Origin of the sequence: Bradyrhizobium sp. HKCCYLRH2015, assembly GCF_051168215.1 — a bacterium.
GTDB lineage: Bacteria > Pseudomonadota > Alphaproteobacteria > Rhizobiales > Xanthobacteraceae > Bradyrhizobium.
The window spans coordinates 192,796-218,832 of record NZ_JBNPUO010000003.1; the positions used below are offsets into that span (position 1 = coordinate 192,796).

Here is a 26,037-nt window from a genome sequence, read left to right on the forward strand (position 1 = left end):
GACGCGGCAACCCACGTCGCCCGATCATGTGCGATCGAACGCGCCATGCCCAAGGCACGGCGTCATCAGCTTTGCGGTAACCTTAACGGGCGTTGGTAAATGAGCGGTATGCGCGGACGGCGAATTGCGCCGCGCGCCAGGCGCCTCAGAGGAATTCGCGCGCCTTGTAGAGCGCCTGGAACGGCAGGCCGGCCTGGGCGAAGGTCTCGGCGGCGCCTTCCTCGCGATCGACCATGGTGAACACCAGCGCCACCTCGGCGCCGGCCTCGCGCAGGGTTTCCACCGCCTTCATCGCCGAGCCGCCGGTGGTGGTGACGTCCTCGACCACGACGATGCGTTTGCCCGCCAGGGTCTCGTCCCGGGCGAGGCCCTCGATCGCCAGCCTGGCGCCGTGCTCCTTCGGCTTCTTGCGCACGAAGAAGGCCGCGATCGGATGGCCCTTGATCCAGGAGATCTGGGCGATGGCGCCGGCCAGCGGCACCGCGCCCATCTCCAGGCCGCCGATATAATCGAAGCCTTCGTCCTTCAGCGCCTCATAGGTGAGCTCGGCGAGCAACGTGGCGCCCTCCGGGTCCATCATGGTCGGCTTCAGGTTGAAATAGAAGTCGCTCTTGCGGCCGGAGGCCAGCGTGATCTCGCCACGGCCGAACGAGCGCCTGCGGATGATCTCGAGGAGGCGGGCGCGGGAGGCGGATTTGGACACGGCGTTTCCCCTGAGGGTGGATTCTTGGGTGGCGCAATCTATCGGGGGCGGGCGGCGGAGACCAGCCGCCACGATGTCCCATCAACAACGCTACGTTTGAAGCCGGATGCAGTTTCGAGCTAATGGGAGCCCGCGACCAAGCAAGGACGATTGGGAAGGATGCCCGTATGACGATCGAGCTGTACACCTGGAACACCCCGAACGGGCGCAAAATCTCGGTCGCGCTGGAGGAGATGGCGCTGCCCTACCGCGTCATTCCGGTCGACATCACCAAGGGCGCCCAGATGGCGCCGGAGTTCCTGGCGATCAGCCCCAACAACAAGATCCCGGCGATCGTCGATCCCGACGGCCCGGATGGCAAGCCGGTCAGCGTGTTCGAGTCCGGCGCCATCCTGCTCTATCTGGCCGAGAAGACCGGCCAGTTCCTGCCGAGATCCGTCGCCGAGCGGATCCCGGTCTATGAATGGCTGATGTGGCAGATGGGCGGTTTCGGCCCGATGCCCGGCCAGGTGCACCATTTCATCGCGTTGACCGACGAACAGGACCGCGCCTACGGCCTCAAGCGCTACATGGCCGAGACGGTCCGGCTCTATGGCGTGCTCGACCGCCGGCTGGCGCAGCACGAGTTCGTCGCAGGCGCGCTCTCGATCGCCGACTTCGCCATTCTCGGCTGGGCCTGGCGCCACCCGCGCCACAAGGTCGATCTGGCCGACTTCCCCCACGTCAAGCGCTGGTACGATACCCTGATGGCCCGCCCCGCCGTGAAGCGCGGCATGGAGGCGAAGCTGGATTGATGGCCGCTGCTCTGTCGCTGGGGGGCGATGCTGTCTTCCGCGCCGGCGGTGCGCTCCCTCTCCCGCTTGCGGGGGAGGGCCGGGGAGGGGGAGCCACGCGGGCGGTATCGCTCTAGCGCGAACATGCCCGCCCCGTCGCATGCCGGCGCGTGAGCCGGCCTCCTCCACATCCCCCGTCGCTAAAGGGAGCTTCGGCGGACAGGACGGAGGAGCCGATGGAAATCACCCGCGCCGCGCCTCCAGCGCCATCCGCACCGCAAGTCCCGCGAGCACCGTGCCCATCAGATAGCGCTGTACCAGCGCCCAGCTCGGCCGTGTCGCCAGGAACAGCGCGATCGATCCCGCCGCCATGGCGATCATGGCGTTGACGCTGACGCTGATCACGATCTGGATCGCGCCCAGCACCACCGACTGCGTCAGCACGCTGCCGACAGCGGGATCGATGAACTGCGGCAGCAGCGCCAGATACAGCATCGCGATCTTCGGGTTCAGCAGGTTGGTGGCGAGCCCCATCAGGAACAGCCGACGCGGGCTGTCGATGGCGAGCTTCCTCACCTGGAATGGCGAGCGTCCGCCCGGCTTCACCGCCTGCCAGGCCAGATAAAGCAGGTAGGCCGCGCCGGCGAGGCGCAGCGCGTCATAGGCGAACGGCACGGCAAACAGCAGCGCCGTGATGCCGAACGCCGCGGCCAGCATGTAGGCCAGAAAGCCTGTGGCGACGCCGCCGAGCGAGATCAGGCCGGCGGCGTGGCCCTGCGTGATCGAGCGCGAGATCAGATAGATCATGTTCGGCCCGGGCGTCAGCACCATGCCGAGCGAGACGAGCGCGAAGGCGAGCAGGGACGATGTGTGCGGCATGACTGGCTCGATGATCGGGATCTCTGCCGCCTGCTTTAGCGCGGACGATCACGCATCGTCATCCGATCGATTGCACCGAGAGCAATCAGCCCGCCGGCGGCGGCGCGGCGTTCAGCGCCGGCAGCCGTCTGCCGGAGCGGTCGAACACACCGGCGATGCTCAACGCCAGCAGCACCAGCAGAATGGCCGCTACCAGCGGCACGGAGTGCCCGATCATGGCGAGCAGGCAGGCGCCCAGCGCGATCACCACGCCGATCTCCAGCGGCGCGATCGGCTCTCCGGCGTCGCTCCGCGCCTTCCAGTGGATCGCGATCCCCGCCGCCACCATCGGCATGTCATAGATCATCGCATAGGGCGTGGCGATGATGCTGCCGACCGCGACCAGCGCGATCGCCTGCTGCGTTGAGCCGCGTCGCCACGCATCCCAGACCATCACGACGATGGAGCAGGACAACAGCAGCTGAACCAGGTAGCCGATCGGCGGCGGCGCGCCGAGCGTGTGCAGGCCGGCGATGACCGTCGGCATCATGTGATCGAGGCTGGGCTGGTTGGCCTGCAATTGCGCCTGATAGCTCGGAAACTTCACGATCCATTCGAGCCAGATCCACGGATCGAGCGCAGCGCTGGTAACGACCGCGACGATCACGGTGGTGGCGATGGCCGACAGGATGGCGCGCCAGTTGCGCGACGCCAGCAGCACGACCGGCATCAACAGCACGAATTGCGGCTTGTAGGCGAGCAGGCCGAGCAGGACGCCGGCAATGACGGGATGGCGCGCGAGCAGGCGCAGTCCGCCGATCAGCAAGGCCGCCGAGAGAAAACCGTTCTGGCCGGTGATCGCGTTGATCAGCGTCGTCGGCGCGGCGAGCAGCGCAAGGCCCGACAGCGAGCGCCAGTCGCGGCCGAGCGTCGCCAGGCCATGCAGCGCGAACGTCACCGAGATCCAAGAGACATAGGCGACAGGCAGCGCCAGCATCCCCAGTGGGATCAACGCCAGCAGGAAGGTCGGCGGGTAAGGATAGGGAAATCCGCCGCCGCCGAGGGCGGGATCCAGCGTCTGCTGGTAGCGCGCGAGCGCGACAGGATCGTAGATGCCGGCGCCAGACAGCGCGGCATACTTGCCGAACGACCACAGGCCGAAGAAGTCACCGAACGCCGGCTGCGGCGAGGACAGCGCCCAGCTGACGAGATAGGCGCCATTGTAGAGCACGAGCGCGGCCAGCACGATCAGCAGCGCGCGCCGGTCGCGCATCTCGGGGTGGGCTGCGGATGAGATCGCGGTCATGGGAGCCTGTCGAGGCCAGGGTGTTCGGCGCCATCGGCGCAGTCGTGGCGTAGGGTTGGTCGATGCCGTCACGCGATCACGCGCACGCGGTGCCCCTCCAACTCTGCCAGGGCACGCTGCACGCCGTGTTACCGGTCGTCCGGATGACCAGGCGCGATCTCATCGTGCCTAACGACAGGTAAAATCGCCGCGGGGGCCGAGTGACCTCGGTTGGGGGCCGGCGTCGCCGCCGCATCAAGCAACGTTCTCGCCCCAAAACTTTCTTGTTGCTATTTTTCCGAAACCATGGTTTGATCCGTGCATCCCGTCCTCATGCAGAGGGGCGTACGCGTCGTCACGATACGTAGAGGCGGGGAGCGGTGGCCGCGGGCCTGTCAGGTGCTGATGCGCTGGACGATTGGCAGCTCGCGGACGTTCAAGCCGTGTGGTCCTGGCGCCCCGAAGCTGGCGCCAAGCCTGCGTGACATCACGTGTCGCGCTGGTGACGGGGGCAAACAAGCCGGTCCCCGGGGAGCAACTGTCTTTTTTGTAGACCGGTGATCGGCCGGCCTCAAGGCTGGCGCGAAGGCGCGCCACCGCCTTCGGCGGCTGACGGCCTTGACCCCGTCCGCTCGCCGGTCTGTTGGCTTGGCGTGCGCTCGGGCGGAGCCCGAGCGGCTATGAGGCGCTCGACCCGTTCACAACGTGGAGCGCCGGATTCCACTTTTGGCAGCGTTTGACCATGACGTTGAGAATGCAGATCAGCTTGCGCATGCAGGCGGTCAGCGCGACCTTCTTCAACTTACCTTGGGCGAGCAGGCGCTCGTAGAAGGCCTTCAGGACTGGATTGCACCGCGTCGCGGCGCCCACGCAGGCCATGTAGAATGTGTTGCGAGTTCTGCGGCGTCCGCCCTTGACGTGCCGATCCCCGCGACGCCGGCCACTGTCATCATCGTACGGCGCAACACCCAGCAGCGCCGCGACGGCTTTGTCGCTGGTCTGGCCGAGCTCCGGCATGGTTGCTATCAGCGTAGCACACGTCGTGCGGCCGATGCCCGGAACGCTTTCGATGATCTCGGCGAGCTCCGCAAAATGCGGCGTGCTTTCGATCAGGGCGGAGATCTCTGCCTCGAGCTCGGCCAGCTCGGCGCTGATCGCCTTGGCGATGCGCGTATGCAGACGCTGTACTTCTACAGGCAATTTATGCTCGCCCTGGTTCTTCAGTCTGACCAGCATATCTTTCGTCGCTTGGCGCACATTGACCATCTGCTGAAGCTTCTCTCGGGCGGCATCGTAGGCTTGCACCGCAGCTTCGTTGAAGGTCTCGGCGAACCAGGCGATCGTGTCCGCATCGATACTGTCGTTCTTGGCCAGGCGCCCGGCCGATTGAGCGAAGCTCCGCACCCGCTTTGGATCGACGATACGAACGTCGATCTTGGCGGCTCGCACCAGTTTGGCCCACTCCCGCTCGTAGCCGCCGCTGGCCTCCATCACGACCTTGGTGACGCCGTGCCGGCGCAGCCACGCCACGAAGTCGCGCTGGCCTTCCTTCGTCCTTTCAAACATCTGCTTGGACCCGGGCGCTCGGGTACAAGCATCGACCTTATCCTTGGCGACATCGACACCCGCGACAACGAGATCATTCTGTGCCATCATCCAGCTCCCTTCCTTGCAAGGTGCGGGCTCGAAGCCCGTGCAACTGTTCGGGTTGAAGGAAGACACCGGACCTGTCCCACGCTCCCCGACAGGCTCTAGGGCCTTTGAGCACGATCGGGCTCAGATCCAGCGACGGGCGGTTGGTCAGAACCGCCCGTTCGCACATTCTGGCAGGTTTCGAACACACAAGAGCGCGGAGCAGACGTTCAACCCATCGCGCAGGGAGGGCCGGGTCTGTCCGGCTGAACCTGTGGTACCTGCCGCCTGCATTTTTTTCGCAGGCGGGCCACGGGCCTCAGTCGGGGCCCGGCCTTCCCTGCGCCCTTTGCGCCGTTGCAAAAGGGCCGACTGCTCGCAAGCCTCGGGCACGATGTGCCGCGAGAATGCAAAGCCTTGTCCTTATTCTGTCGTCAGTTGTTTGAAACGTGAATGCGTCTTCTCGCCCCGCTGTCGTCCCGGACAAGCCGTGACGCGCGCCAGCGCGGCACGGCGCCGATCCGGGACCCATACGCCGCGGCGGTCGTGTCGGGCAAAGGGCCAATGACCAGTGCGCCTCAAACCATTCCCTGGGGGTATGGATCCCGGCTCAAGGCCGGGACGACAGAAGGGGGCGGCGATACAGCGAGGCCTCCACCAACCGTCGATGATGCAGGAGGGCGCCGTGTTATCAGCTCAATGCGCCTCGTCCCAATTATCAGCCGCGCGTGCGTCGACGTGCAGCGGGACCGACAGCAGCACGGCCGGGAACGGCGCGTCCTGCATGACGTGCTGCACGACCGGCAGAGTTGCCGCGACCTCGTCGTCCGGGACCTCGAAGATCAATTCGTCATGCACCTGCAGCAGCATCTGAGCCGACAGCTTCTTTTGCGCCAGCGCCTCTTCCACCCGCGTCATGGCGCGGCGGATGATGTCCGCAGCCGTGCCCTGCAGCCGCGCGTTGATCGCGGCGCGCTCGTTGAAGGCGCGGACCGAGGCGTTCGACGCCTTGATCTCCGGGTAATGGCACTTGCGGCCGAACAGCGTGACGACATAGCCGTTCTTGCGGCAGAACTCGCGGGTCTCGTCCATATAGTCGCGGATGCCGGGGAAGCGCTCGAAATAGCGCTTGATGTAGGCCGAAGCCTCCTCGCGGGCGATGCCGAGCTGGTTGGCGAGGCCGAAGGCGGAGATGCCGTAGATGATGCCGAAATTGATCGCCTTGGCCCGGCGGCGGACTTCGCTCGGCATGTCCTTGATCGGCACGCCGAACATTTCCGAGGCCGTCATCGCGTGGATGTCGAGCCCGTCCTTGAACGCCTGCTTCAGCACGGGAATGTCGGCGATCTCCGCCAGCAGCCGCAGCTCGATCTGCGAGTAGTCGGCCGACACCAGCTTGTGGCCGGGTGCGGCGATGAAGGCGCGGCGGATCTTGCGACCGTCCTCGGTCCGGACCGGGATGTTCTGCAGGTTCGGCTCGTTCGACGACAGCCGTCCCGTCGTGGTCGCCGCCAGGGCATAGGTGGTGTGCACGCGATGCGTCTGCGGATTGACATAGGTCGGCAGCGCATCGGTGTAGGTCGATTTCAGCTTCGAGACCTGGCGCCATTCCAGGATCTTGCGCGCGAAATCGTTGCCTTGCTCGGCGAGGTCATCGAGGATCGATGCGGATGTCGACCAGGCGCCGGTCTTGGTCTTGGTGCCGCCCGAAAGCCCCATCTTGCCGAACAGGATGTCGCCGATCTGCTTGGGGCTGCCGACATTGATCGGCTCGCCGGCCAGCTCCTGCAGCTCGGCCTCGACGCGCGCCGCCGTCTGGGCAAAGTCGCCGGAGAGGCGCGACAGCACCTGCCGGTCGATCGAGATGCCGCGCCGCTCCATGCGTGCGAGCACGGAGACCAGCGGCCGCTCCAAGGTCTCGTAGACGGCGGTCATGCGCTCGGCCGTGAGGCGCGGCTTCAGCACGCGCCAGACCCGATGGATGACATCGACGGCTTCCGCGGAATGCGCGGTGGCGCGATCGATTGCGACCTGCTCGAAGGTCAGCTTGTTCCGGCCGCTGCCGATCAGCTCGCTCTCGCTGAGCAGCGCGTGGGCGAGCACATGCTCGGCCAGCGAGTCGAGCTTGTGCGAGCCGCGTCCGGCGTCGAGCGCGTAGCTCATCAGCAGGATGTCGTCGACATTCGCAAGGATGATGCCGTGTTGCGCCAGCAGCACGGCGAGGAACTTGATGTTGTAGCCGATCTTCAGCAGCCCGGCCGTTTCGAGGATCGGCTTCAGCGCCGCAAGCGCATCGCTCTCCTTGATCTGGTCGGGCGCGAGCCCGGCATCGAACAACCCGCCGCCATCGCCGGCCTGGCGATGCGCCAGCGGGATGTAGCAGGCCTCGTTCGGCGCCAGCGCCAGCGAAAGGCCGCACAGGCTCGCCTGCATCGGGTCGATCGAGCTGGCCTTCACATCGATCGTGACGCGGCCGAGATCGTGCACGCGCGCCAGCCAGGCGTTCAGCTCGGGCAGGCTGCGGACAGTCTGATACTTGTCGCGATCGATCCGCGCGCTCTTGGCCGCCTCCGCCCTGGTCTCGGCGAGACCAGCGGGCGTGCCCTTGCTCATTGCGGACTTGTCTATCCGCGGATCTCCGGTGCGAGGGCTCCCTCCCCCCTTGTGGGGGAGGGTTGGGGAGGGGGGTGCTCCGGAGGGACCGCTCGTGGAGCGCCCCCCTCCCTGACCCTCCCCCACAAGGGGGGAGGGAACGGAGGGAGCAGTGCCTGCGCCACTTTTCAACTGCTCATCCGCCGTCACATCCGCCGGATCGATCTGCGAATACTCCGCGACGCGTCGCGTCAGCGTCGAGAACTCCATCGCCTTGAGGAAGGCGATCAGCTTGCGCGGATCGGGCTCGTGGACGGCCAGATCGTCCAGCGGCACCTCGAGCGCGACCTTGTCGTCGAGCAGCACGAGTTGGCGCGAGATCCGCGCCTTCTCGGCGTTCTCGATCAAAGCCTCGCGTCGCTTCGGCTGCTTGATCTCGACCGCGCGCGTCAGCAGGCCTTCGAGGTCGCCATAGTCGGTGATCAACTGCGCCGCGGTCTTGATGCCGATGCCGGGCACGCCCGGCACGTTGTCGGTGGAATCGCCGGCCAGCGCCTGCACCTCGACCACCTTCTCCGGCGGCACGCCGAACTTCTCGATCACCTCGGCGACGCCGATGCGTCGGTCCTTCATCGTGTCGTACATCGTGACGCAGTCGTTGACGAGCTGCATCAGGTCCTTGTCGGAGGACACGATGGTGGTGGTGGCGCCGCGCTCGCAGGCGAGCCGCGCATAGGTCGCGATCAGGTCGTCGGCCTCGAAGCCCGACTGCTCCAGGCACGGCAGGTCGAAGGCGCGGACCGCCTCGCGGATCAGCGCGAATTGCGGGATCAGGTCGTCGGGCGCCGGCGGCCGGTGCGCCTTGTAGTCGGCATAGATCTTGTTGCGGAACGTGACCTCGGACTTGTCGAACACGATCGCCAGATGCGTCGGCCGGTCGGTCTCGGGCATGTCGCGCAGCAGCTTCCACAGCATGTTGCAGAAGCCGAGCACGGCATTGAGATTCAGACCGTCGGACTTGCGGTTGAGCGGCGGCAGCGCGTGATAGGCGCGGAAGATGTAGGACGAGCCGTCGACCAGGAACACATGATCGCCTTTGGCCGCGCCCTTCGCCAAATTCTTGGCGGCGGCAGGCACAGGGGCGGCGGGCGTGGCGGCGGCTTTCTGGGGAGCTTTGGGCATGGCCGCAATGTAGGGAATTTGGCCGGGATTGACACCCTCGGAACGGCAGAATCCGGCGCGTTCCCCACGCAAATCGGCGCCGGCTGTGAGCCGTGCTCGCGCCAAAAACTCCGCTGTCGTCCCAGGCAAGCCCCGACGGCGCGAAGCGCTGGCGGGGCGCCGACCCGGGACCTACACTCCCAGGCGGTGATGAGGCGGCATGCTGGAGCCACAGCGTGCCTCACATGGAGGACGGCGGTTATGGGTCCCGGGTCTTCGCCCGGGACGACACCATGGATGTGGCTACTCCGCCGGCTGCAACACAGCCTTCGGCTTTGGCGGCGCGATCCAGAACGCGATCGGGCGTTCGAACAGGAAGCGGGCGCCGGTACGCAGCGCGAGGCGCCAGATCGCGAGCGCGCCGAGCACGCCGGCGATGGTGACGAGCAGCGAGATCGTTCCGATGTCCGTGATGATCCCGGTCTTCAGCAGCACCGTACGCGTCGCCGCCATCGGCAGGAAGAAGGCGAGATAGATCACGATCGAATGCTCGCCGCAGAACCGCAATGCGTTGAGGAGCTGCGCGCGCGCCAGCAGCGTGCCGGCGATGATGATGGCGACGGCGCCGGCATAGCCGAGCATGAGGGAGACAGCCGGCCACTCGCTGACGCCGAGGTTCACCAGCGACTGGTTGATGACAGCCCAGGCGAGCAGGCCGATGATCGCGAGCATGGGCTGCGCGCGGGCCCGGTCCGACACTGCGAAGATGTAGGTCGCGAACAGATAGCCCGAATAGATGTAGACGAAGCGGGCGCAGAATTCGTCGATCACGGTCCAGCCGGTAACGATGTGCGCCATTTCGAGGCCGGCCGCGATGCCCCAGATCACCGGCGCCGGCAGCCTCCGTGTCAGTTTGATGACGACGAAGAAGATCGGCAGCAGATAGATGAACCACAGCGTGCCGAACGGCTCGATGAAGGATTCCAGATACATATAGCCGGCGTGCGGCCAGCCGGACGCGGCGGCGAAGCCGGGCGCCTTGAAGCCGAACTGGATGGTCACCCACAGCACGTAGAAATAGGCGAAATGCACGACCTTGCGGTCGAGATAGGTGCGCCAGTCGCGGTTGATGACCAGTGGCAGAAACAGGCCGGAAATCAGGAAGAAGTCGGGCATCCGGAACGGCTTGGCGAAGGCGACGAAGGCGTGCATGAAGCCGGTCTCGCCGGCGGCGAGCTCGACGCCCAGCACCGAATGCATCATCACCACCATGATGATGCAGATACCCTTGGCGTAGTCCACCCAGTCGATGCGCGTCTCGGTTCCGGCCGTTTTCGGCGTACCATTCGCGGTCATGCTGTCCCTCTTTGGCGCGGAGCTGCCGCATTGTCGGGCAGAGCCGTTAATACTCCTCTCTGTCATCCAAACGTCATGCCGTTTTCTAAATTCCCCTTGAACCGCAAATGGTTTAAGACGCGAAAGTATTAACCTTGAAGGATGGGTTTCGATGCGAATTGCGATGATCGGCACGGGCTATGTGGGTCTGGTGTCCGGTGCCTGCTTCGCCGATTTCGGTCACCAGGTGACCTGCGTGGACAAGGACGAGAGCAAGATCGCCGCGCTGCATCGCGGAGAAATCCCGATCTTCGAGCCCGGGCTGGATGCGCTGGTCGCGGCCAACGTGAAGGCCAAGCGGCTCGATTTCACCACCGATCTCAAGCAGCCGGTCGCGGAAGCCGACGCCGTGTTCATCGCGGTCGGTACGCCGTCGCGGCGCGGCGACGGTCACGCCGACCTCACCTACGTCTATGCCGCAGCGCGCGAGATCGCCGCGTCGCTCACTGGCTTCACGGTCGTCGTGACCAAATCGACCGTGCCGGTCGGCACCGGCGACGAGGTCGAGCGCATCATCCGCGAGACCAACCCATCGGCCGATGTCGTCGTCGCTTCCAATCCGGAATTCCTGCGCGAAGGTGCCGCGATCCGCGATTTCAAATGGCCGGATCGCATCGTCGTCGGCACCGCTGACGAGCGCGGCCGCAAGGTGCTCGGCGACATCTATCGCCCGCTGTCGCTGAACCAGGCGCCGATGATGTACACCGAGCGCCGCACCGCCGAGCTGATCAAATACGCCGCCAACGCGTTCCTCGCCACCAAGATCACCTTCATCAACGAGGTCGCCGATCTCGCCGAGAAGGTCGGCGCCGATGTGCAGGAGGTGGCGCGCGGCATCGGCCTCGACAATCGCATCGGCTCCAAGTTCCTGCATGCCGGTCCGGGCTTCGGCGGCTCGTGCTTCCCGAAGGATACACGTGCGCTGATCAAGATCGCGCAGGACTACGACACGCAGCTGCGCATCGTCGAATCGGTGCTGGCGGTGAACGACAACCGCAAGCGTGCGATGGCGCGCAAGGTGGCGCATGCCGTCGGCGGCAATCTGCGCGGCAAGACAGTCGCTGTGCTCGGCCTCACCTTCAAGCCGGAGACCGACGACATGCGCGAGGCGCCGTCGATCCCGCTGGTGACGGGACTGCTCGACATGGGCGCCAAGGTGCGCGCGCATGATCCCGTCGGCATCGAGCAGGCCAAGAAGGAGCTGCCGGAGATCGCCTATTACGACGATCCCTATGCGTGCGCGACGGGCGCCGATGCGATCGTGCTGGTGACCGAATGGGTGCAGTACCGCGCCATGGACCTCGATCGCCTCAAGGAGGTGATGGCGAGCCCGGTCGTCGTCGACCTGCGCAACGTCTACCGCCCGGATGAGATGGCGGCGCACGGTTTCGTCTACGAGAGCGTGGGCCGGCCGTCGGTGAAGGGCGCGTGATGCGGCGTGCGTGACATGGCGTTGTCATCCCCCGCGAGGGCGGGGTATCCAGTACGCCCGATCTTCGTCGTCCGCGAGATCGCTGTTTACTGGATTGCCCGCGTTCGCGGGCAATGACGGGTTCGACGATTGCCGCTTCGCTTCGACACACCGCTGCCCATCGATGCCGTGCTGGACGAACTGTCCGGCGCGCTCGAGCGCAGCAACACCGCCGTGCTGGTGGCGCCGCCTGGCGCCGGCAAGACGACCCGGGTGCCGCTGGCGCTGCGCGATGCGCCGTGGATCGGGACCAACAAGATCATCGTGCTGGAGCCGCGCCGGATCGCCGCCCGCGCCAGCGCCGAGCGGATGGCGAAGTCGCTCGGCGAGCGTGCCGGCGAGACCGTCGGCTATCGCGTGCGCTTCGGTTCGAAAGTGTCGCGCGCAACCCGCATCGAGGTCGTCACGGAAGGCATCTTCACCCGGCAGATTCTCGATGATCCCGAACTGACCGGCGTCGCCGCCGTGCTGTTCGACGAATTCCACGAGCGCTCGCTCGATGCCGATCTGGGCCTCGCTTTGGCACGCGATGCGCAGCAGGGGCTGCGCGAGGATCTCCGCATCCTCGTGATGTCGGCGACGCTCGACGGCGCCCGCGTCGCCAGCCTGCTCGGCGATGCGCCGGTGGTGGAGAGCGAAGGCCGCGCCTATCCGGTCGAGACGCGCTATGTCGGCCGCAAGCCGGATGCGCCGGTCGAACGCCAGATGGCCGAGACGATCGCCGCGGCGCTGCGCGCCGACGCGGGCTCGGTGCTGGCGTTCCTGCCGGGGGCCGCCGAAATCCGGCGCACCCAGACCATGCTGGCCGAGCGCGTCCACGATGCCAGCGTCGAGATCGTGCCGCTGTTCGGCGCGCTCGATTCCGCCGTGCAGGACCGCGCCATCTCGCCCGCCCCGAAGGGGCAGCGCAAGGTGGTGCTGGCGACCTCGATTGCCGAGACCTCGCTGACCATCGAGGGCGTGCGCATCGTGGTCGATTCCGGCCTCGCCCGGGTGCCGCGCTACGAGCCGGACATCGGCCTGACCAGGCTGGAGACGGTGCGGGCTTCGCGCGCCGCCGTGGATCAGCGCCGCGGCCGCGCCGGCCGCACCGAGCCTGGCGTCTGCTACCGGTTATGGGACGAGCCGCAGACGGCCTCGCTGGCGGCCTATACGCAGCCGGAAATTCTCAGCGCCGACCTGTCCTCGCTGGTCCTCGATCTGGCGCAATGGGGTGTCAGTGACCCCTCCACGCTGAGCTTCCTCGATCCGCCGCCGCAACCGGCTTGGAAGGAGGCGAGGGACCTGCTGCGCGAGCTCGATGCGCTCGATGCCGATGGCAGGCTGACCGACGAGGGCCGGCGGCTGCGGGCGCTGGCGCTGCCGCCGCGGCTGGCGCGGATGATCGTCGATGCCGCCGACCACGGCGCGGCGGCGCAGGCCGCCGACATCGCCGCCATCCTGACCGAGCGCGGGCTGGGCGGCGACAGCGTTGATCTCGAGGTGCGGCTCGATCAGTTCCGCCGCGACCGCTCGCCGCGCGCGCAAAGTGCCCGCGACCTGGCGCGGCGGTGGGCGCAGCAGGTGTCGTCCGCGTCCGCCCCCGCCGGAGAAGCGGATATCTCCACCGGCCTGATGCTCGCCTTCGCCTTTCCCGACCGGGTGGCGCGCAATCGCGGCAATGGCAGCTTCGTGCTCGCCAATGGCCGCGGCGCTGCCGTCGACCCAACCTCGTCGCTGGCGCGCGTGCCCTATATCGCGGTCGGTGAGCTGACGGGAACGGCGGCCAGCGGCCGTATCCTGCTGGCGGCCCCGCTGGCGATCGAGGACATCGAGCGCCACTTCGCTGCGCATATCGAAGCCAAGGACGAGGTCAGCTTCGATCATGGCGCGATGGCATTGCGGGCGCGCCGCAAGCGCAAGCTGCACGCGATCACCATGGCCGATGCGCCGGTCGCGCTGACGCCGTCGGAGGAGACCGCGCGCATCTTCGCGGAAGGAATCTGCGCGGCCGGGCTCGACCGGCTGCCCTGGTCGAAGGCCGCCAGGCAATGGCGCGATCGCGTCACCTTCCTGCGCAAGGCGGAGGGCGACAGCTGGCCGGACCTGTCGGACGCGGGCCTCGCCGAGCGGCGGGAGGAGTGGCTGGTGCCGCTGCTGGCCGACAAGACCTCGCTCAAGGACGCCTCGCCCGGCGACGTCTCCGATGCCGTGATGGCGCTGCTGCCGTGGGATCTGCGCGCCCGGCTCGACCGGGAGGCGCCGACCCATTTCGAGGCGCCGACCGGCACCATGCTGGCGATCGACTACGAGGCTGAGCAGGGGCCCACCATCGCGGTCCGGCTGCAGGAGCTGTTCGGCCTGAACGTCCATCCCTCGATCGCGCGGGGCGCGGTGCCGCTGGTGCTGGAGCTGCTGTCGCCGGCGCAGCGGCCGGTGCAGGTGACGCGCGATCTGCCCGGCTTCTGGCGCGGCTCCTATGCCGCGGTCCGCACCGATCTGCGCGGCCGCTATCCGCGCCATCCCTGGCCCGACGATCCCGCCCATGCCGAGCCGACCCGGCGGGCCAAGCCGCGGGGGACATAGCTCATGCAAATTGTACCGCCGCCGTCGTTGTCGTTAACGCTTCACTCATCGTTTTCGCCAAAATGGCGGCGGCAGCCGGTCACTCGCAGTCGCCCGTCAGCGGCTTTGATGGTCAAATCGGTTGCGGGGTAAAGTCGGGCGTTTGCGTCATGCGTAACATAATGATCTTTGCGGCCGTTCTCGTCGGTCTCGGCACTTTCATGGCGCAACTGGCCGATCGCCTGACCCCCGCGTCGGCATCCGCGACACCGTCCGCGCGGGTTGCCACGGTGGAATCCTCTGCCGCGGGCCAGCGCAGCCTCAGCATTCCGACCGACCGTCGCGGTCACTTCCGCGCCGACGGCCGCATCGACGGTCAGCGCATCAGCTTCATGGTGGATACCGGCGCCTCGATGGTCGCGCTGAACGAGAGTTCGGCCGCCCGCTTCGGCCTCCGTCCGGCGCGCGGCGACTACACCGCCACCGTGACCACGGCGAACGGCACCGTGAAGGCGGCCCGCGCCAGGCTCGCGATGGTCGAGCTCGGCGAGCTCACCGTGCGCGACGTCGATGCCCTGGTGCTGCCCGATACCGCGCTGTCGGAGAACCTGCTTGGCCTGTCGTTCCTGTCCAAGCTGAAGCGCTTCGCCTACGCCAACGGCCAGATGGTGTTGGAGCAGTAGGCTGCGCCTTCACCGCATCTTGGTGCATGCAGTGACGGCCCCCATATACCGGCAGGCGGATTGGTTCAGCGGACGGGGCGGTCCCGCCTGATTGTTGCCTGCATTCATCTGCCTTCTGCCATTGTCGTCCGACGTCGTATCAGGCACGACTGCATTCTTCCGTTGATGTGATTTCCCGAGGCCGTCTCCTGATGTTTCCGAAACCCAAGCCCGTCCTGGTTCCCAATACCTACGCCTTCGAATCCGAGCCGATGGTGAAGCCGACGGGCTTCCGCGAATATGACGCGCGCTGGCTGTTCAACAAGGAAATCAACTTGATGGGGGTGCAGGCGCTCGGCATGGGGCTGGGCGCGCTGATCGCCGAACGCGGCGTGAAGCCGGAGATCGTCACCGGTCATGATTTCCGCGGCTACTCCGCCTCGATCAAATACGCGCTGATCTCCGGGTTGATGGCCGCCGGCTGCAAGGTGCACGACATCGGCCTTGCCGTGACGCCGATGGCCTATTTCGCCCAGTTCGAGCTCGACGTGCCCTGCGTCGCCATGGTGACGGCCTCGCACAACGACAATGGCTGGACCGGCGTGAAGATGGGCGCCAACCGGCCGCTGACCTTCGGTCCCGAGGAGATGACACGGCTGAAGGAGATCGTGCTCAACGCCGAATTCAAGAACGCCGGCGGCGGCTCCTATCAGTTCCACGAGAATTTTCCTGCGCGCTACATCGCCGATCTCACCAACCGGCCCAAGCTGAAGCGCAGGCTGAAGGTGGTGGCGGCCTGCGGCAACGGCACCGCGGGCGCGTTTGCGCCGCAGGTCCTGGAGGCGATCGGCTGCGAGGTGATCCCGCTCGACACCGAGCTCGATCACACCTTCCCGAAATACAATCCCAATCCCGAAGACATGGAGATGCTGCACGCCATTCGCGACGCCGTGCTCGCCCACAAGGCCGATGTCGGCCTTGGCTTCGACGGCGACGGTGATCGCTGCGGCGTGGTCGACAACACCGGCGAGGAGATCTTCGCCGACAAGGTCGGCGTGATGCTGGCGCGCGACATGTCGGCGATCCACGAGGATGCGCAGTTCGTCGTGGACGTGAAATCGACCGGCCTGTTCATGACCGACCCGGTGCTGCAGGCGCAGGGCGCGAAGACCGAATATTGGAAGACCGGCCATTCCTACATGAAGCGCCGCACCAACGAGCTCAAAGCGCTCGCCGGCTTCGAGAAGTCCGGCCACTTCTTCTTCAACAGGCCGTTCGGCCGTGGCTATGATGACGGCCTGGTCTCGGCGATCGCGATCTGCGAGATGCTCGACCGCGCGCCGGGCAAGTCGATGGCCGACCTGAAGGACGCGCTGCCAAAGACCTGGTCGTCGCCGACCATGTCGCCGCATTGTGGCGACGAGGTCAAATACGGCGTCGCCGACGCCGTCGTGAAGCACTTCCAGGCGCTGCAGCAGCAGGGCAGCAAGGTGGCGGGGCAGCAGATCCGCGATCTCGTCACCGTCAACGGCGTCCGCGTCACGGTCGAAGACGGCAGCTGGGGTCTGGTGCGGGCCTCATCGAACAAGCCCGAACTCGTGGTGGTGGTCGAAAGCCCGGTGTCCGAGCGGCGCATGCACGACATGTTCGAGGCGGTCAACGAGGTGCTGCGGACGCATCCCGAAGTCGGCGCCTACAACCAGACGATCTGAGGCCGCGTCGATGATATCCCGCTAGGGCCGATGCTCGCGCCGATCCCATCCCATTCGATGGGATCAAGCGGCCCTCAGGGAGCTCAGGAACTGATCGACCTCGGATTTGAGCCGGCTCGATTGCGAGGTGAGTCCGTTCGCGGATTCCAGCAGCCGCGAGGCGGCGCTGCCGGTCTCGTCGGAAGCGCGGGTCACGCTGCCCATGCTTTGGCTGACCAGCCGCGTGCCTTCGGCCGCCTGCTGTACGTTGCCGGAAATTTCCCCGGTGGCGAGGCCCTGCTGCTCGACCGCGGTGGCGATCTCCTTGGAGATGTCGTCGATCTCGGCAATCGTTCCCCCGATCGCCTGGATGGCGGAGACGGCGTCACCCGTTGCGCTCTGGATGCTCTGCACCTGGCTGGAAATTTCCTCGGTGGCCTTCGCGGTCTGGTTGGCGAGCGCCTTGACCTCGCTTGCCACGACGGCAAAACCCTTGCCGTGCTCGCCGGCGCGCGCCGCCTCGATGGTGGCGTTCAGCGCCAGCAGGTTGGTCTGGCTGGCGATCGTCTGGATCAGCGTTACCACCTCGCCGATCTTCTGGGTGCCGGCAGCCAGGCTCTCGACCACCGTGTTGGTGCGGCGAGCTTCGTCCGCCGCTTTCGCGGCGATCTCCGCTGAGCGCGTCACCTGCTGTGAGATATTGTTGATCGACGCGGTCAGCTCTTCCGTTGCGGCAGCGACCGTCTCGACATTGGTCGACGCCTGTTGCGAGGCGCCGGCCGCGGCCGACGTCTGGCGCGAGGACTCCGCGCTGCTCCGGCTCATCGACGAGGACAGGCTCTGCATCTCGTTGGCGGCGACGGCCACCGCCTCGACGATGCCGCCGATCTTGCGCTCGAAGCCTTCGGCGAGCTCGCGACGGGCAAGATCGGCCTGCTGCTTGACGCGTTGCTCGGCCTCGAACCGCTCGGCGTTGGCGCGCGCCTCGGCAGCGATCGCCGATTCGGCTTCCGCGGTCTTGCGCGCGCTGGTTTCGAACAGCTGCGTCAGCTTGAGCGCAAGGGCGATGAGAACGCCGGCCTCGATCAGCAGGATGACCGCATGCAGCACAACGCGGCCGAAATCAGCGCCGCCCGGGTAGATCGCTGCAGGAAACACGAAGTTCAGGACCAGATGATGAAGCGCGACGGCGACCGTGCCGGCCAGGATCGGCCGGTAGTCGCAATATGCGACCAGACAGGCGAGCGCGGCGAAAAAATACATGTGCAGGTCGATCTGCCAGGCATGTCCGGACATCTGGTAGACGAGCACGGATACGCCGCCCATGACGGCGACTGCGACGGTGAGCTGGGTCGACAAGGCGTCGCCGGCGCTGCGCCAGGAAAGGGTTGCCACCACTGCCATGACGACCATGAGCATGGTCGGCATCAGCCAGTCGCCGCGCGACAGCCCGATGATGAGGGAGAGCGGAACGTGAACCCAGAGCATCGCCAGCAGAAGCTTGCTGGTCGTGTGCCGGAGGGTTGCCAGATCGCTGGTCTCGACGTTCATTTCCGATTCCCCCAAAGAGATCATTTTGCAAAGCAGGCAGAGACCGCCTGCGGATCGATGATGAGCCAGGCTCCGGCCTCGCGCAGCCGCGCCGAGCCGTCATGTTCGCCGGGACGAACGACCAGCAGCGATGAAATGGCCGTTGTGCGCACGAGCGCGGCGTCAGCCGAGGCCGCGGCGAGCATCGCGTGTTGCGCGCTCCACCAGGGTGGGAAAGCGACGGCCACGATTTCGCTCCCCGCGCGCACTTGGAGTGACAGCGCGGCGACCGCGACAAAGCTCGCGATCAGAAGCGCCGTGGCATTGAGCCACGGGCGCGAAGACTGAGGTATGGTTGCACCGGACGTCATCGCATCCAAGAATAGAGGGATGGGAATAACTTCCGGTAAACGTTCGTTAGGGATGACGACTGAGGTTGGGGACGCTAGCGCTGCAACATCGAAGCGGCCCGGAATGCTCGGCTCAGACCGGCGGCACCGGCAGCGCCGTGACCGACTTGATCTTCTCCATGGCGAAGCGCGAGGTGACGTTCTTGAGGGGCACCGCGCTGATCAGCTTCTTGTAGAAGACATCGTAGCTCTGCATGTCCGCAACGACGACGCGCAGCATGTAGTCGACGTCGCCGGCCATCCGGTAGAACTCCATCACCTCCGGCATCGAGCTGACCGCCTCGGCGAATTTGCGCAGCCAGGCCTCGGAATGGTCCGCGCTCTCCACCGACACGAACACGGAGATGCCGAGCCCGATCTTGTTCTGATCGACCAGGGCCACCCGGCGCAGGATCACGCCATCGGCCTCCAGCCGCTGGATGCGCTTCCAGCACGGTGTCGACGACAGTCCGACCCGATCGCCGATCTCGGCGACGGACAGCGATGCGTCCTCCTGCAGGACCATCAGAATCTTGCGGTCAATCGCATCGAGCCGGCGATTGGCCTCGGAGCCTTGGGCGGCGACATCGGTCATGGAGAAATTTGTTCCATATGAAGGCTATATGACCCTCATATAGAGAAAATCGTTCCAAGGCAAGGATCGGCCGTTCAGCCCTTTGCCGCCGGGTCTGGCCGTTTCCGCGGCGAGGCAGGATGGTTTCCTGTTACCGCTCGTCGTTCTCTTTCAGCCAGCGGCCGACCAGATGATGAGCAATGGCGAACGGGTGCGGTCCTGCCAAGCCATCCGGATGCTGCCGCAGCAGCATCTGCCGGGCCTCGTCGCGGCTGAACCAGCGCACGTCCTCGAGCTCGGTGCGGTCGATGACGATGTCTTCGTTGAGTGCCCGGGCGCTGCAGCCGATCATCAGCGACGACGGGTAGGGCCAGGGCTGGGTCATGTAATAAGTCACGTCGGTGCAGCGAATGCCGGATTCTTCGAACACCTCGCGCCGGACGGCGTCCTCGATCGTCTCAGCCGCCTCGACGAAGCCGGCGAGGCAGGAATACATGCCGGTCGGAAACTGCTTCTGCCGCCCGAGCAGGCACTTGTCGCCGGAGGCGACCAGCGAGATCACGACCGGATCGGTGCGCGGGAAATGCTCCGTCTTGCAGCTCGGGCATTCGCGCTTCCAGCCGCCCTCGCGCATGGCGGTCTTGGCGCCGCAATTGGCGCAGAAGCCGTGGCGCTGATGCCAGGACACCAGGGACTTGGCCATCGCGATGGTGGCGAGCTGGTCGACCGGGATCGCGCCCTGCATCGCCATGCCGCGCAGCTCGGTCACGGACACGTCCTCGCGCCGGGCGAGCTTCTCGACCGCGGCCGGCGAGATGCCCATGCCGAACACGGCCGCTCCGTCCTGCAGCCCGAGGAAGATCGTTCCCGGATTGGCACCGAACTTCAGCGCCTCGTCGATCGACAGCAGCGCGCGCAGCTGGTCGCCCTCGCGCTTCAGCACCAGCGAATCGCGATGCACGACATAGGCCCGCGTCGACGGCTTGCTCTCGAAGGCAATCAGCTTGTCGTCGTGGAAGCGCAGATGGGCGGCGCGATCGATCGGATGGCCGACGAAGGCCGGCTTGCCCAGCGGAAACAAGTCGAATGGCGACATCTCTCACCCTAGCCAGATCTTGCGCCTGATAGCGCTGATGAACTGCTGCACCTCCTGCGCATCGTGGGGCACAGGCGGCGCGGCGCCCCACACCGGTCGCGGCCAGGCCACGTCACTTGTGCGTCGCGCGATGATGTGGACGTGCAACTGCGGCACCATGTTGCCGAGCGCGGCGACGTTGAGTTTGTCGCATTTGGTGATCTCTTTGAGCGCGCGTGACGCCCGCGTGATCTCGGTCATCAGTTGCGCCTGCGCGACCTCGTCGAGATCGATGATCTCGACCGCGCCCTCGCGCCGCGGCACCAGCAGCAGCCAGGGATAGTTCGCGTCCTTGATCACCAGCACGCGGGACAGCGGCAGGTCGCCAATGTCGATCGTATCCTTCGCAAGTTGCGGATGCAGCGACCAGGCTGATTCGGGCATGCGGCGGTTCCTGGCGGATGGTCAGGCGGGGAGCTCGACGGCACCTAAAGCCTTTCCGAGCTGCGGCACAAGCCCGCGGGGCGGTAGAGCGGGCCGGCGAAGCTCGCGCTTGCTTTCCGGACCGTTTGGCCCCAAATAGGCGGCGGGAGATTGGCGGTGGACGAGCCACTCGCCAACCGGGTCAGGTCCGGAAGGAAGCAGCCCTAACGAGGTCCGGATCGGGTCGCTCGTCAGTCTCCTACCTGTTTTTTCGAGCGAATCGCGCAAAGATGGCGGGGACCCCGCGCAGGGCGGGCGCTCGACCGCGCTCCGGTTGATTGCGTCGAGGCTGATGGCGTCGACGATCGCGATCGATGCCGGACTGGAATGCTCACTTGCGGATCGCTCGATGACTGACGCTGGCGCCCCACCTGTTCCGCCTGACAGCGCCGACGCTCCCGCCAAGCCCTACCGGGTGCTGGCGCGCAAATACCGCCCCTCCAGCTTCGCGGATCTGATCGGCCAGGAGGCCGTGGTGCGCACCGTCTCGAACGCGTTCGAGACCGGCCGGATTCCGCAGGCCTGGATCCTGACCGGCGTCCGCGGCGTCGGCAAGACCACCACCGCCCGCATCCTCGCCCGCGCCCTGAATTACGAGCTGCCCGACGGTTCGGTGAAGGGCCCGACGATCCACATGCCGGTGCTCGGCACCCATTGCCAGGCGATCATGGAAAGCCGGCACATGGACATCCTGGAGATGGACGCGGCGTCGCATACCGGCGTCGACGACGTCCGCCAGATCAACGACAGCGTCCGCTATGCGCCGGCCAGCGCGCGCTACAAGGTCTACATCATCGACGAAGTCCACATGCTGTCGACGGCGGCGTTCAACGCCTTCCTGAAGACCTTGGAGGAGCCGCCGGAGCACGCCAAGTTCGTGTTCGCCACCACCGAGATTCGCAAGGTCCCGGTGACGGTGCTGTCGCGCTGCCAGCGCTTCGACCTGAGGCGGGTCGAGGCCGACGTGCTGATGAAACATCTTTCGGGCATCGCGACCAAGGAAGGCGTGACGATCGAGCCCGAGGCGCTCGGCATCATCGCGCGCGCCGCCGAAGGCTCGGTGCGCGATTCCTTGTCGCTGCTCGATCAGGCGATCGCGCACAGCGCCGGCGAGGTCCGTGCCGACGATGTCCGGCAGATGCTCGGCCTCGCCGACCGCACTCGCGTCATCGACCTGTTCCACCATCTCGCCAGCGGCGACATCGCCGCCGCCTTCAAGGAATTCCGCGAGCAATATGACGTCGGCGCCGACCCCGTGGTCGTGCTGTCGGACCTGGCCGAGTTCGTGAACTTCGTCACCCGGGTGAAGGTCGTGCCGGCCACGGCTGACAACGTCGCCTTCAGCGAGACCGAGCGGCTGCGCGCGCGCGACTTCGCCACCAAGCTATCGATGCGCGTGCTGTCGCGGATGTGGCAGATGCTGCTGAAGGGCATCGCCGAGACTCAAGGTGCGACGCGCCCGGCTGCAGCGGCGGAAATGGTGCTGGTGCGGATTGCCTATGCGGCCGATCTGCCGACGCCTGACGAAGCCATTCGGATGATCGACCAGAACGGTGGTGGCTCGCCGATCGTCACGAACGGCGGCGGGGCACGTCCTGCGCCGGCATCCACCATGAGCGCGGGAACGCCGCCTGTGATGACGTCGGCGCCGATGCAGGCGCCGCGCGCGCAAGGCCCGACGCTCGCCGCGGTCGGCGGTTCGATGCGCCCGCAGGCGATGTCATCGCAGCCGTCACCGGCATCGCAGGACCAGCCCGCGCTGCGCTTGGCGAGCTTCCAGGAACTCGTCGCGTTGGCCGGCAAGAATCGTGACCTGATCACCAAGAGCGCGCTGGAGATGGACGTGCGGCTGGTCCGCTTCGAAGAGGGACGGCTGGAGATCGCGCTGGAACGGACGGCGCAACGCTCGCTTGTCTCGGACCTCGGCCGCAAGCTGGAAGACTGGACCGGCCGGCGCTGGACGGTGATCGTTTCCAACGAGCCGGGTCAGGCGACCTTGCGCGAGCAGAATCTGCGCGCCAAGAGCGAGCGCGAGGCGGCGGCGGAGGCCGATCCGCGCGTACAGGAGATCCTGGCGCGGTTCCCGGGCACCAAGGTGGTCGAAGTGCGCCGGCTCGCCCCCGAGCCGCCCGAATCGGACGCCAGTGCTGTCGAGCCGCCCGACGAGTCCGACGATGACGATTTCTAGAGCATGATCCGGAAACGTGGAAACCGGTCTTCCGAAAGATCATGCTCAACAAGAAGGCTGATGATGAGGTGCTCCGATGGCTGACTTTCTCGGCATGATGAAACAGGCGGCGCAGCTGCAGACGAAGATGCAGGAAATGCAGGAGGAGCTCGGCAACGTCGAGGTCGAGGGCATCTCGGGCGGCGGTCTGGTCGCCGTGCGCATGACCGCCAAGATGGACGTGAAGAGCATCAAGATCGATCCGTCGCTGCTCAAGCCGGAGGAGGCCGAGATCCTGGAAGACCTGCTGGTCACCGCGCACGGCGACGCGCGGCGCAAGGCGGAAGCCGCGATGCAGGAGAAGATGCAGGCCATCACCGGCAAGCTCGGCCTGCCGCCAGGCTTCGGTTTTGGTTAGTTGACCCGATGACATTCGTGAACTGATGGCCGTCGCCGGTCCTGAGATCGAACGCCTGATCCAGCTGCTTGCGCGCCTGCCCGGCCTCGGGCCGCGCTCGGCGCGGCGTGCCGCGCTCCATCTGATCAAGAAGCGCGAGGCGCTGATGGTGCCGCTCGCCTCGGCGCTGCAGGTCGCGATCGACCGCATCCAGGTCTGCAAGACCTGCGGCAACATCGATACCCAGAATCCCTGTACGGTGTGCACCGATCCGCGGCGCGATCCCGCGATGATCGTCGTCGTCGCCGATGTCGCCGATCTCTGGGCGCTGGAGCGCGCCAAGGCCTCGAACGGCCGCTATCACGTGCTCGGCGGCACCTTGTCGCCGCTCGACGGAGTCGGTCCGCAGGACCTCACCATCGACGCGCTGGTGCAGCGCGCGCATGCGCCGGAGGTGCAGGAGATCATCCTCGCATTGAACGCGACGGTCGATGGCCAGACCACCGCCCACTACATCACCGACCTCCTGCAGGAGGCGAACGTCAAGGTCACGCGGCTGGCGCATGGCGTGCCGGTCGGCGGCGAGCTCGACTATCTCGACGAAGGCACGCTCTCGGCCGCGATGCGGCAGCGGACCTTGTTCTAGGCACAGACGAAAGTGGAATGATGACGAAACGCGGATTCGGCAAACGGCTGGCTTTGGGCGCGATTTGGGTGGCGCTCTCGGCTCCGTCCGTCCTGGCGCAGCAGAGCGAGACACCGCAGAAGGTCGGCAAGCCGCTCAATGCTGGTGACGTGCTGTCCGGCGAGCTGAACGCGCTGAAGCTGAAAGGCGCCAAGCCGGGCCAGCCCTCCGCCGCCTATCAGATCACCAGCGAGCCGCGCCGCCTGCCGCCGCCGAGCGGGCTGTGCAATCTCGAGACCGGCCCGGAGACGTTCCAGCTCGTCACCGCGAACACGGCGCAGGCGTCGCAGCTCAAGGGGCTGCTCGGCAAGCAGATCGCGGTCAAGGTCGACGAGATCGCCTGCGCGCAGGATGCGGGACAGATGAGCGAGGCGGTCGTGACCAAGTGGAGCTTGGTGAAGCGTTGAGGCCGCTGGGAGCATTCACGCGAATGCAACGCCACGATTTCCGCTGTCATCGCCCCGCTTGACCGGGCGATCCAGTACGCCGCGGTCTCGCGGTCGATCGCCGACGTCTCCGCAATGCCGGATCACCCGCCTTCGCGGAGGATGACAGTCTAACTCCAGGCGGCAGCTAGACCTTCACTGGCCCCAATTCATCGAAATGCCCGCGCCGCTGCAGCCAAGCAAGCAGCACGAGGCTCGGGATCGCGACGAGCGCGCAGATGACGAAGAATGTGGGCCAGCCGGTCGCCTTCGCCACATAGCCCGCGCCCGATGACAGATAGGTTCGTCCAACCGCGGCGAGTGCGGTGAGCAGCGCATATTGGGTCGCGGTGTGCAGCGGATTCTGGCACAGCGCAGAGAGATAGGCGACGAAGATCACGGTGCCGATCGCGCTGGTGAAGTTCTCCGCAGAGATCGCCAGCGCCAGCGCCCATTGATTGACGCCGACGATGGCGAGCCATGAGAACGACAGGTTGGCCAGCGCCTGCACGATGCCGCCGATCCACAGGCTGGTGGCGAGCGAATAGCGCCGCGCGACGAAGCCGCCGGCAAAGCCGCCGGCGAGCGTGGCGGCGAGGCCGACGCCTTTCACGATCGCTGCGTAGTCGACCTTGCTGAAGCCGAGATCGATCACGAACGGCGCGGTCATCGTGCCGGAGAAGGCGTCGGTGAACTTGAACAGCACGACGAAGGCGAGCGCCGTGAGCGCATCACGTCGGCTGAGGAACTCGACGAAGGCTCCGGCGGCCGCATGCATCACGCGGGTGAGCGCGGTGTCCGCGCCCATCGCGGCCTCCGCCTGCTGCGACTGTGCCGGCTCGGTCGCCGCGAGGGCCGTGATCGTGCCAATCAGCACCATTCCGGCCATCGCGACATAGCCCCACATCCAGGACGACGGACGCGTCAACCCCGAGTTCTCGAATGCACTGACCACCACCAGCGCGCCGGCGGTCGAGACCAGCATGCCGATGCGGTAGGCGGCGACATACGCCGCCATGCCCGCGGCTTGCTCGCTCTCCGGAAGGCTCTCGACGCGGAAGGCATCGACCACGATGTCCTGGGTCGCCGACATCGCGGCGACCAGCAGCGCGGCCAGCGCGACCATGAACGGCGCATGCGCCGGGTCAGTCACGGCCAGCAGCAGGATGGCCGCGATCAGCAGCAATTGCGCGAACACCAGCCAGCCGCGCCGCCGCCCGAAGGCGCGCGTCAGCAGCGGCACGTGCAGCGCGTCGACCAGCGGCGCCCAAAGGAATTTCAGCGTGTAGGGCGTGCCGACCAGCGCGAACAGCCCGATGGTCCCGAGATCGACGCCGAGCTCGCGCATCCAGATCTGAAGCGTCGAGCCGGACAGCGCCAGCGGCAGACCTGAGGAGAAGCCGAGGAACAGCACCACGAGCACGCGCGGCTGCAGGTAGACGGCCATGCTCTCGCGCCAGGTGGGGGCGGGCTTGGCCTCAGGCTTTGCAGCGGTTGCTCTGATGTCGGAGGCGGCGTCAGGTGCGGTCATCGGTGGGTGGTAGC

21 protein-coding genes and 1 other RNA gene are annotated in these 26,037 nt (G+C 66.4%); 10 read left to right on the forward strand and 12 right to left on the reverse strand.

Going from position 1 to position 26,037, the window contains the following annotated elements; translation table 11 throughout:
* Positions 1–145: 145 nt before the first annotated feature.
* Complete coding sequence (gene pyrE, locus ACQR1H_RS08905) at positions 146–703, reverse strand: orotate phosphoribosyltransferase (protein WP_315800496.1); 558 nt, start codon at positions 701–703, stop codon at positions 146–148.
* Positions 704–870: 167 nt separating this feature from the next.
* On the opposite strand from pyrE, the gene ACQR1H_RS08910 reads away from it, so the two are divergent.
* A complete protein-coding gene (locus tag ACQR1H_RS08910) occupies positions 871–1,497 on the forward strand; it encodes a glutathione S-transferase family protein (RefSeq protein ID WP_316183114.1) in 627 nt (208 codons plus the stop codon).
* A 222-nt stretch (positions 1,498–1,719) separates the two neighbouring features.
* Here the strand turns inward: ACQR1H_RS08910 and ACQR1H_RS08915 are convergent, their stop codons facing one another.
* The 5 genes from ACQR1H_RS08915 to ACQR1H_RS08935 all read right to left on the reverse strand — a co-directional run bounded on the left by ACQR1H_RS08915 (position 1,720) and on the right by ACQR1H_RS08935 (position 10,360).
* A complete protein-coding gene (locus ACQR1H_RS08915; protein WP_315800494.1) occupies positions 1,720–2,355 on the reverse strand; it encodes a LysE family translocator in 636 nt (211 codons plus the stop codon).
* Positions 2,356–2,440: 85 nt separating this feature from the next.
* Positions 2,441–3,640, reverse strand: coding sequence for a glycosyltransferase family 87 protein (locus ACQR1H_RS08920; RefSeq protein WP_316239325.1), 1,200 nt, complete (start codon positions 3,638–3,640; stop codon positions 2,441–2,443).
* 657 nt (positions 3,641–4,297) lie between these two features.
* Positions 4,298–5,272 (reverse strand): IS110 family transposase, encoded by a 975-nt coding sequence (locus tag ACQR1H_RS08925; RefSeq protein ID WP_434907314.1) that lies wholly within the window; start codon positions 5,270–5,272, stop codon positions 4,298–4,300.
* Between the two features lie 675 nt (positions 5,273–5,947).
* Positions 5,948–9,025 carry a DNA polymerase I gene (gene polA / locus ACQR1H_RS08930; RefSeq protein WP_316239324.1) on the reverse strand — a complete coding sequence of 1,026 codons (3,078 nt, stop codon included), beginning with the start codon at positions 9,023–9,025 and terminating at the stop codon, positions 5,948–5,950.
* Positions 9,026–9,307: 282 nt separating this feature from the next.
* On the reverse strand, positions 9,308–10,360 hold the full coding sequence (locus ACQR1H_RS08935; RefSeq protein WP_316216742.1) for an acyltransferase family protein: 1,053 nt from the start codon (positions 10,358–10,360) through the stop codon (positions 9,308–9,310).
* Positions 10,361–10,511: 151 nt separating this feature from the next.
* Between ACQR1H_RS08935 and ACQR1H_RS08940 the strand changes: the two genes are divergently transcribed.
* The 4 genes from ACQR1H_RS08940 to ACQR1H_RS08955 all read left to right on the forward strand — a co-directional run bounded on the left by ACQR1H_RS08940 (position 10,512) and on the right by ACQR1H_RS08955 (position 16,788).
* Positions 10,512–11,831: a UDP-glucose dehydrogenase family protein gene (locus tag ACQR1H_RS08940; protein ID WP_316216741.1), complete on the forward strand. Its 1,320-nt coding sequence runs from the start codon at positions 10,512–10,514 to the stop codon at positions 11,829–11,831.
* Positions 11,832–11,960: 129 nt separating this feature from the next.
* Positions 11,961–14,435 (forward strand): ATP-dependent helicase HrpB, encoded by a 2,475-nt coding sequence (gene hrpB / locus ACQR1H_RS08945; RefSeq protein ID WP_434907429.1) that lies wholly within the window; start codon positions 11,961–11,963, stop codon positions 14,433–14,435.
* Positions 14,436–14,596: 161 nt separating this feature from the next.
* Entirely contained in the window at positions 14,597–15,097 is a 501-nt protein-coding gene (locus tag ACQR1H_RS08950; RefSeq protein ID WP_316183297.1) for a TIGR02281 family clan AA aspartic protease, read from the forward strand.
* A 191-nt stretch (positions 15,098–15,288) separates the two neighbouring features.
* Positions 15,289–16,788, forward strand: coding sequence for a phosphomannomutase/phosphoglucomutase (locus ACQR1H_RS08955; protein WP_434907430.1), 1,500 nt, complete (start codon positions 15,289–15,291; stop codon positions 16,786–16,788).
* 63 nt (positions 16,789–16,851) lie between these two features.
* Here ACQR1H_RS08955 and ACQR1H_RS08960 read toward each other — a convergent pair whose 3' ends face one another.
* From ACQR1H_RS08960 to ACQR1H_RS08980, 5 genes are all read right to left on the reverse strand, one after another.
* Positions 16,852–18,318 (reverse strand): methyl-accepting chemotaxis protein, encoded by a 1,467-nt coding sequence (locus ACQR1H_RS08960; RefSeq protein WP_315800487.1) that lies wholly within the window; start codon positions 18,316–18,318, stop codon positions 16,852–16,854.
* Between the two features lie 20 nt (positions 18,319–18,338).
* A complete protein-coding gene (locus tag ACQR1H_RS08965; RefSeq protein ID WP_315800486.1) occupies positions 18,339–18,668 on the reverse strand; it encodes a hypothetical protein in 330 nt (109 codons plus the stop codon).
* Between the two features lie 112 nt (positions 18,669–18,780).
* Positions 18,781–19,281, reverse strand: a complete 501-nt coding sequence (locus tag ACQR1H_RS08970; RefSeq protein ID WP_315715344.1) for an Lrp/AsnC family transcriptional regulator — start codon at positions 19,279–19,281, stop codon at positions 18,781–18,783.
* Positions 19,282–19,411: 130 nt separating this feature from the next.
* Positions 19,412–20,356, reverse strand: a complete 945-nt coding sequence (gene nudC, locus ACQR1H_RS08975; RefSeq protein ID WP_434907431.1) for an NAD(+) diphosphatase — start codon at positions 20,354–20,356, stop codon at positions 19,412–19,414.
* A gap of 3 nt (positions 20,357–20,359) precedes the next feature.
* A complete protein-coding gene (locus ACQR1H_RS08980) occupies positions 20,360–20,779 on the reverse strand; it encodes an HIT family protein (RefSeq protein ID WP_315715346.1) in 420 nt (139 codons plus the stop codon).
* 145 nt (positions 20,780–20,924) lie between these two features.
* Between ACQR1H_RS08980 and ffs the strand changes: the two genes are divergently transcribed.
* From ffs to ACQR1H_RS09005, 5 genes are all read left to right on the forward strand, one after another.
* Positions 20,925–21,021, forward strand: an RNA gene (gene ffs, locus ACQR1H_RS08985) — signal recognition particle sRNA small type.
* Positions 21,022–21,167: 146 nt separating this feature from the next.
* The gene (locus ACQR1H_RS08990) at positions 21,168–23,006 is read left to right on the forward strand and encodes a DNA polymerase III subunit gamma/tau (RefSeq protein WP_315800483.1); all 1,839 of its coding nucleotides are present in this window, start codon (positions 21,168–21,170) and stop codon (positions 23,004–23,006) included.
* A gap of 76 nt (positions 23,007–23,082) precedes the next feature.
* Positions 23,083–23,403: a YbaB/EbfC family nucleoid-associated protein gene (locus ACQR1H_RS08995; RefSeq protein ID WP_315715348.1), complete on the forward strand. Its 321-nt coding sequence runs from the start codon at positions 23,083–23,085 to the stop codon at positions 23,401–23,403.
* Between the two features lie 25 nt (positions 23,404–23,428).
* Positions 23,429–24,028 (forward strand): recombination mediator RecR, encoded by a 600-nt coding sequence (gene recR / locus ACQR1H_RS09000; protein ID WP_315715349.1) that lies wholly within the window; start codon positions 23,429–23,431, stop codon positions 24,026–24,028.
* 20 nt (positions 24,029–24,048) lie between these two features.
* On the forward strand, positions 24,049–24,474 hold the full coding sequence (locus ACQR1H_RS09005; RefSeq protein ID WP_315800898.1) for a hypothetical protein: 426 nt from the start codon (positions 24,049–24,051) through the stop codon (positions 24,472–24,474).
* Between the two features lie 166 nt (positions 24,475–24,640).
* Here ACQR1H_RS09005 and ACQR1H_RS09010 read toward each other — a convergent pair whose 3' ends face one another.
* Positions 24,641–26,023: an AmpG family muropeptide MFS transporter gene (locus ACQR1H_RS09010; protein WP_315800482.1), complete on the reverse strand. Its 1,383-nt coding sequence runs from the start codon at positions 26,021–26,023 to the stop codon at positions 24,641–24,643.
* Between the last annotated feature and the right edge of the window lie 14 nt (positions 26,024–26,037).